Below are 5,362 nucleotides of genomic sequence, written 5' to 3' on the forward strand. Positions count from 1 at the left end.
GCTGTGGGGCGCCGCGGGGCTGCCGCCGCTGGAGGGCCGCTACGCCGCAGCAGAGGGCCTGCTGGTCGTGCTGCTCACAGCCGCTGCTCCGCGTAGGCTCCCGCCGCCGCCTCGAACTGCAGCGCGATGTGCGTCGATCCGGAGTTGACGTCCCGCCAGAAACGCTGGATCGGACGGTCGGTGAGCTGGCCGCTGGTCCCGGCCGTACGGAAGAACCGGTCGACGGCGGAGACGAGCAGCTCCACCGCGTAGGCGCAGTCGCGCAGGTTCCGGGTCCGCTCCAGACGGGTCACCGCGGCCCCCCGGTCGGCGACGGCGGCGCAGCGTTCGAGCAGCAGCTGCGCGGAGTCGATCTCGGCGACCGAGCGGGCGAGGGTGTCGGCGTAGGACGCGCGGCTGGGGCCCGGGGCTCCGGTCCGCCCGGCCAGCGCCGCCGTCTTCGCCGCCACGTGCTCCGTCCAGGCCCGCTGGGTGCCACGGGCCGCGCCGAGCAGCGGGGCGGCGAAGGAGAGGCCGTTGGCCGCCTCCAGGGGCACGGTGTGACAGGGGGCCTCGGAGTCCGCGGGCCGGCCCGAGAGCAGGTCGGCACGGAGGAAGGTGCGCTCCGCCGGTACGAGGAGCCGGTCGACGACGACCGTGTTGCTGCCCGTGCCGCTCATGCCGACGCTGTCCCAGCTCTCGATGACCTCGAACTCGGCGCGGGGCACGGCGAAGACCAGCGGGACCGGCGCGCCGTCGCCGGTGAGGGTGCCGCACAGCAGCGCCCAGTCCGCGAAGTCGACGCCGCTGATGTACGGCCAGCGGCCGGTCAGCCGGTAGCCGCCCGGCGCGCGCTGGGCGGTTCCGAAGGGGGAGAGGGAGCCGACGACGAGGGTGTCGGGCCCCTCGTCCCACACGTCCTTGCGGCCCTGGGCGGGAAGGTAGGCGGCCATCCGGGCGAGGTTCGCCGCGAGCGAGGCGCACCAGGCGGTGGCGGTGCACGACTCGCCGAGGGTGACGACCGCGTGGGTCAGCTCCTCGAAGCTCCCGGCCCGGCCGCCGTGTTCGACGGGGACGAAGTGGCGGGCGAAGCCGGCGTCCAGCACGGCCCGCATCGCCTCGGGGTGGAGCCGCCGCAGGCTCTCGGTCTCGGCGGCGCGGCGGCCCGCCACCTCGGCGGCGCGCACGGCGCTCACCGCGACCCCGGTGTCGAGGGGCGACTCCGGGCGTGGGGGCAGATTGTCCAGCATCGTCGATGCCTCCTTTTCGGCCTTGCGCACAGTCCTGCCCACGGTGGCGGGCGGCGGTCGCGCAGGGCTCGAGGAGGGATCGATTCGCGGCCGGGGCGTCAGGAGGCGGGCGCGAGCCCGCGGAGCAGGTCGTCGAGGCCGGCCTTGATGCGGTCGGTGCCGAAGCCCCGTTCGTCGAGCTGGTACGCGATGAGGCTGGGCGTGAAGGGGGCGAGCAGCGCGTCGGCGAGGAAGGCGCCGTCGCGGTCCGGGGCCAGCTCGGTGAGGAGCCCGGCGAGGTGGGCGTGCTGGGCGCCGTACGGAGCGCTCGCGTAGCGGGCGGCCGGGGCACTGGCCTCGGCGAGCAGCAGCAGCTCGCGCTGTTCGACGACGAGGTCGACGAGGGCGTGCAGGAAGGCGCGGGCCCGCTCCAGGGGTGGGGCTCCGGGGCCGAGCGGCGGGGGGCCGCACAGCGTCTCGCGGAACCGGCGCTCGCGGTCCTCCAGGAGGGCGAAGACGAGTCCGGCCCGGTCGCCGAAGCGGCGGTAGACGGTGCCGACACCGACGTCGGCGGCCTTGGCCACGGCGTCGAGGGAGAGATCGGCGGCGCCCTCCGCGGCCACGATGCGGGCGGCGACGTCGAGGATCTTGCGGCGGTTGCGGGCTGCGTCGGCTCTCTCGGGGGTCGGCTCGGTCATGGCCCGAGCATATCGGAGAGTTCTCCGTTTCGAGTTGTGAAGCGGAGGAGCCTCCGTATAGGCTCGTAAGCGGAGGGAGCTCCGGTTCGAGGCGGGCGGTCCGGCGGATGGCCCGGCGGTCGGTCCGGTCCGGTGGACGGCCCGTCAGGCCGACGGTCCGACCGGCGGCCCGGCCGGCCGAGGGGATGCCCGAGGTCCGGTTGCCGGTTGCCGGTTGCCGGTCGTCGGCTATCGGCAGCCAGCCGTCGGCAGCCGCTGTCGGCTGCCTGTCCTCCGGCTACCACTGCCAGGCGGCCGTCGCCCGACACCGGCTGTCGGTCGCCCGGCACCGGCCGCCGGTCGACCGTCGCCCGACACCGGCAGTCGGTCGTACCGCCTCCGCGTCCCGCCGTGCCCCGTCCGTACGCTCCCGCTCCGCCCCCGCACCCGCCGCCACCGACCGCCAGGCCCGAGGAGGCCCCATGAGTACGCCCGCCGCGCCCGCGCCGAGCCGCTGGTGGCTCGTGACGGCCGCGGGTCTCGCCGTCTTCGTCGCCCAGCTCGACGCCTCCGTCGTCGGCGTCGCCGCGCCCACCATCCGCTCGGACCTCGGCACCACCACCGAGATCGTCCAGTGGGTCTCCCTGGCCTACGCCGTCCCGCTCATCGGCCTCAGCCTGTGCGCCGGACGCTGGGTCGACCTGGCGGACCCGCGGCGCGCCCTCACCCTGGCGTGCGGCGGCTTCGCCCTCTTCTCCGTCGCCTGCGGGCTCGCCCCGGGCATCGGCTGGCTCATCGCGGCCCGGGTCGCCCAGGGCTGCTTCGCCGTCGTGATGATGGCGCTGACCCCGGTCCTCGCCACGGTCGCCGTCGCGCCCGAGGCGCGCGGCCGCGCCTTCGGCCTCGTGATGCTCTTCGGCACGCTCGGCGGCCTCGCCGGGCCCGTCCTCGGCGGCCAGATCGTCGAACACGCCGACTGGCCCTGGATCTTCTACCTCGGCGTCCCCGCCGCCGCGCTCGTCATCGCCCTGGCCGCCCGCGAACTCCCCAAGGGGGAGCGCCTGCCCTGGCCCGAGCGCCGCTGGCTGGTCGAGGCCCTCACCCTGGGCGGCGCCGCCGTCGCCGTACTCCTCGGTCTCACCTTCGCGGTCGACCGGGGCGCGGCCTGGGGCCAGTTGGCCCTGCTCGCGGTGCCCCTGGTCATCGCCTGGAGCCGGCGGAGGGAGTCCGCCGCGGTGCGCGGCCTCGTCGGGTCGCCGGGCGTCCTCGGACCCCATCTGGCCCTGATCATGGCCTATCTCGGCATCTTCCTGATCATGTTCATGGTGCCGTTCCTGCTCCAGGACACCCTCGGGGTCACGGCCGGCACGACCGGGCTCGCCCTGATCGCGCTGGCCGTCTCCACGGCCGTCGCCGGTCTCCTCGGCGGCCGGGCCGCCGACCGGCTCGGAGCCAGGGGCGTGGCGCTGACCGGGGCCCTCCTGACGACCGCGGGCGCCGCCCTGATGCTGACCGTCGACGGTTCATCGGGGGCCGCCTCCCTGGCCTGGCGGCTCGCCGTCCTGGGCTTCGGGTTCGGTCTGTTCAACGGCCAGAACCAGGTGCTCGCCATGGGCAACACGCCGCCCGACCGGCTCGGCATGACGGCCGGCACCACCAACCTCGTCCGCCAGCTGGGCGTCGCCTTCGGCTCCGCCCTCGGCGCCCTCGTCTGGACCACCGCCGACAGCGGCACCGCCGGCTTCCGGCTCGGCGCCGGGGTCGGCACCCTGCTCGTCGCCGGGGTGGCCGTCACGGTCCTGGTGGCGGTCCGGGCGCCCGAACCGGCCGGGAAGACACCCGTCGAGACCCCGGCTTGAGTCACCTTCGAGTCTTCTGTGGCACAACCTCCGAGAACCAGCGAGCTCCTGAAAAGGAAGACGTCATGTCGAACACAGAGCTGATCACCCCCGTCGCCGGCGAGCCCGGTGACTACAACATCCCCGTCGTGCAGGAGTTCCGGAGCAACGGCGGCAAGGTCGGCGGCATGTTCGAGGGCGCGCCGCTCGTCCTCCTCACCCACACCGGGGCCAAGAGCGGCCGCCGCCGCGTCTGCCCCGTCATGTACGTGGAGGAGGACGGTCGCACCCTCATCTTCGCCACCAACGCCGGCGGCCCCCAGAACCCCTCCTGGTACCACAACGTCCTGGTCAACTCCGAGGTGACCGTGGAGACCGGCACCGAGGTCTACCGGGCCACCGCCGTCGTCGTCGAGGGCGCCGAACGCGACCGGGTCTACGCCGAGTCCGCGGAGAAGGTCCCGGCCCTCGCCGACTATCAGTCGAAGACCGAGCGCCGCATCCCGGTCGTCGCCGTGCGGCGCCTGGCGGACTGATGCGGTACACACTGCTGGGCAGGACCGGGGTGCGGATATCGGAGATCGCCCTCGGCACCCTCACCTTCGGCGACGAGTGGAAGCTGCCGAGGACCACCCTCGCCGGCATCCTCGACCGGTACGCCGAGGCCGGGGGCAACGTCCTCGACACGGCAAACGAGTACGGCCGCGGCTCCGCCGAGACCACCCTCGGCGAGCTGCTGGCCGGCCGTCGGGACGAGTTCGTCCTGACCACCAAGTACACGATGCAGATGCGGCCGGGCGACCCCAACTCAGCGGGCAACCACCGCAAGAACCTGGTCGCCTCGCTCGACGCCTCGCTCCGCCGCCTCGGCACCGACCGCGTCGACCTGCTGTGGGTGCACGCCCGTGACACCCTCACCCCGGTCCCCGAGGTGATGCGCGCCCTGGACGACCAGGTCCGCGCCGGCAAGGTGCTCTACGTGGGCGTCTCCGACTGGCCGGCCTGGGAGGTGGCCCAGGCCAACACCCTCGCGGAGCTGCGCGGCTGGTCCGCCTTCGCCGGGCTCCAGATCCGCTACAACCTCCTGGAGCGCACCCCGGAGCGCGAACTGCTCCCCATGGCGCACGCCTTCGACCTGCCGGTGCTCGCCTGGGGGCCGCTCGCCGACGGGCGGCTCACCGGCAAGTACCTGGCAGGCGAGCCCGGCCGGCTCGACCACGTGCCGTGGGGCGAGGGGCGCGGACCCGGCGACGAGATCGTCGAGAAGGTCGTACGGATCGCCAAGGAGGGCGGCTGGAGCCCGGCCCAGGTGGCGCTCGCCTGGCTCCGCTCACGGCCCGGCACGGTCGTTCCCCTGATCGGCGCCACCAAGGAGTCCCAGCTCGTCGACAACCTCGCCGCCTGCGAGGTCGCCCTGGACCCCGCCCACCTGGCGGAGCTGGAGGAGGCCAGCCGCATCCCGGCCGGCTTCCCGCACGACTTCCTCCGTTTCCCGGCGATGACCGACGCCATCTACGGGGACCGCTGGCGGGAGACGGACGACCGCCGCACCACGGTGCGCCGGGCCGTCGCCGACGACCTGTTCGGCGGCTGACCCGCCGGTGTCACGCGCGAAGGGCCGGACCCGCTCTCCAGCGGG

At 74.5% G+C, this 5,362-nt stretch carries 5 protein-coding genes; 3 read left to right on the forward strand and 2 right to left on the reverse strand.

All coding sequences use genetic code 11. The features are described 5' to 3' along the window. Nucleotides 1–74 precede the first annotated feature (74 nt). Entirely contained in the window at nucleotides 75–1,229 is a 1,155-nt protein-coding gene (locus tag ACFQ79_RS40075; RefSeq protein WP_383593173.1) for an acyl-CoA dehydrogenase family protein, read from the reverse strand. A gap of 98 nt (nucleotides 1,230–1,327) precedes the next feature. After that, nucleotides 1,328–1,906, reverse strand: coding sequence for a TetR/AcrR family transcriptional regulator (locus tag ACFQ79_RS40080; RefSeq protein WP_383593176.1), 579 nt, complete (start codon nucleotides 1,904–1,906; stop codon nucleotides 1,328–1,330). 461 nt (nucleotides 1,907–2,367) lie between these two features. On the opposite strand from ACFQ79_RS40080, the gene ACFQ79_RS40085 reads away from it, so the two are divergent. The 3 genes from ACFQ79_RS40085 (at nucleotide 2,368) to ACFQ79_RS40095 (ending at nucleotide 5,317) form a co-directional block, all read left to right on the forward strand. Continuing rightward, entirely contained in the window at nucleotides 2,368–3,744 is a 1,377-nt protein-coding gene (locus ACFQ79_RS40085) for an MFS transporter (protein ID WP_383593179.1), read from the forward strand. A 65-nt stretch (nucleotides 3,745–3,809) separates the two neighbouring features. After that, nucleotides 3,810–4,259, forward strand: a complete 450-nt coding sequence (locus ACFQ79_RS40090) for a nitroreductase family deazaflavin-dependent oxidoreductase (RefSeq protein ID WP_383593182.1) — start codon at nucleotides 3,810–3,812, stop codon at nucleotides 4,257–4,259. Further along, complete coding sequence (locus tag ACFQ79_RS40095; protein WP_383593185.1) at nucleotides 4,259–5,317, forward strand: aldo/keto reductase; 1,059 nt, start codon at nucleotides 4,259–4,261, stop codon at nucleotides 5,315–5,317. The genes ACFQ79_RS40090 and ACFQ79_RS40095 overlap by 1 nt, the downstream gene beginning before the upstream one ends. The last annotated feature ends 45 nt before the right edge of the window (nucleotides 5,318–5,362 follow it).

Source organism: Streptomyces sp. NPDC056480 (assembly GCF_042795405.1).
GTDB lineage: Bacteria > Actinomycetota > Actinomycetes > Streptomycetales > Streptomycetaceae > Streptomyces.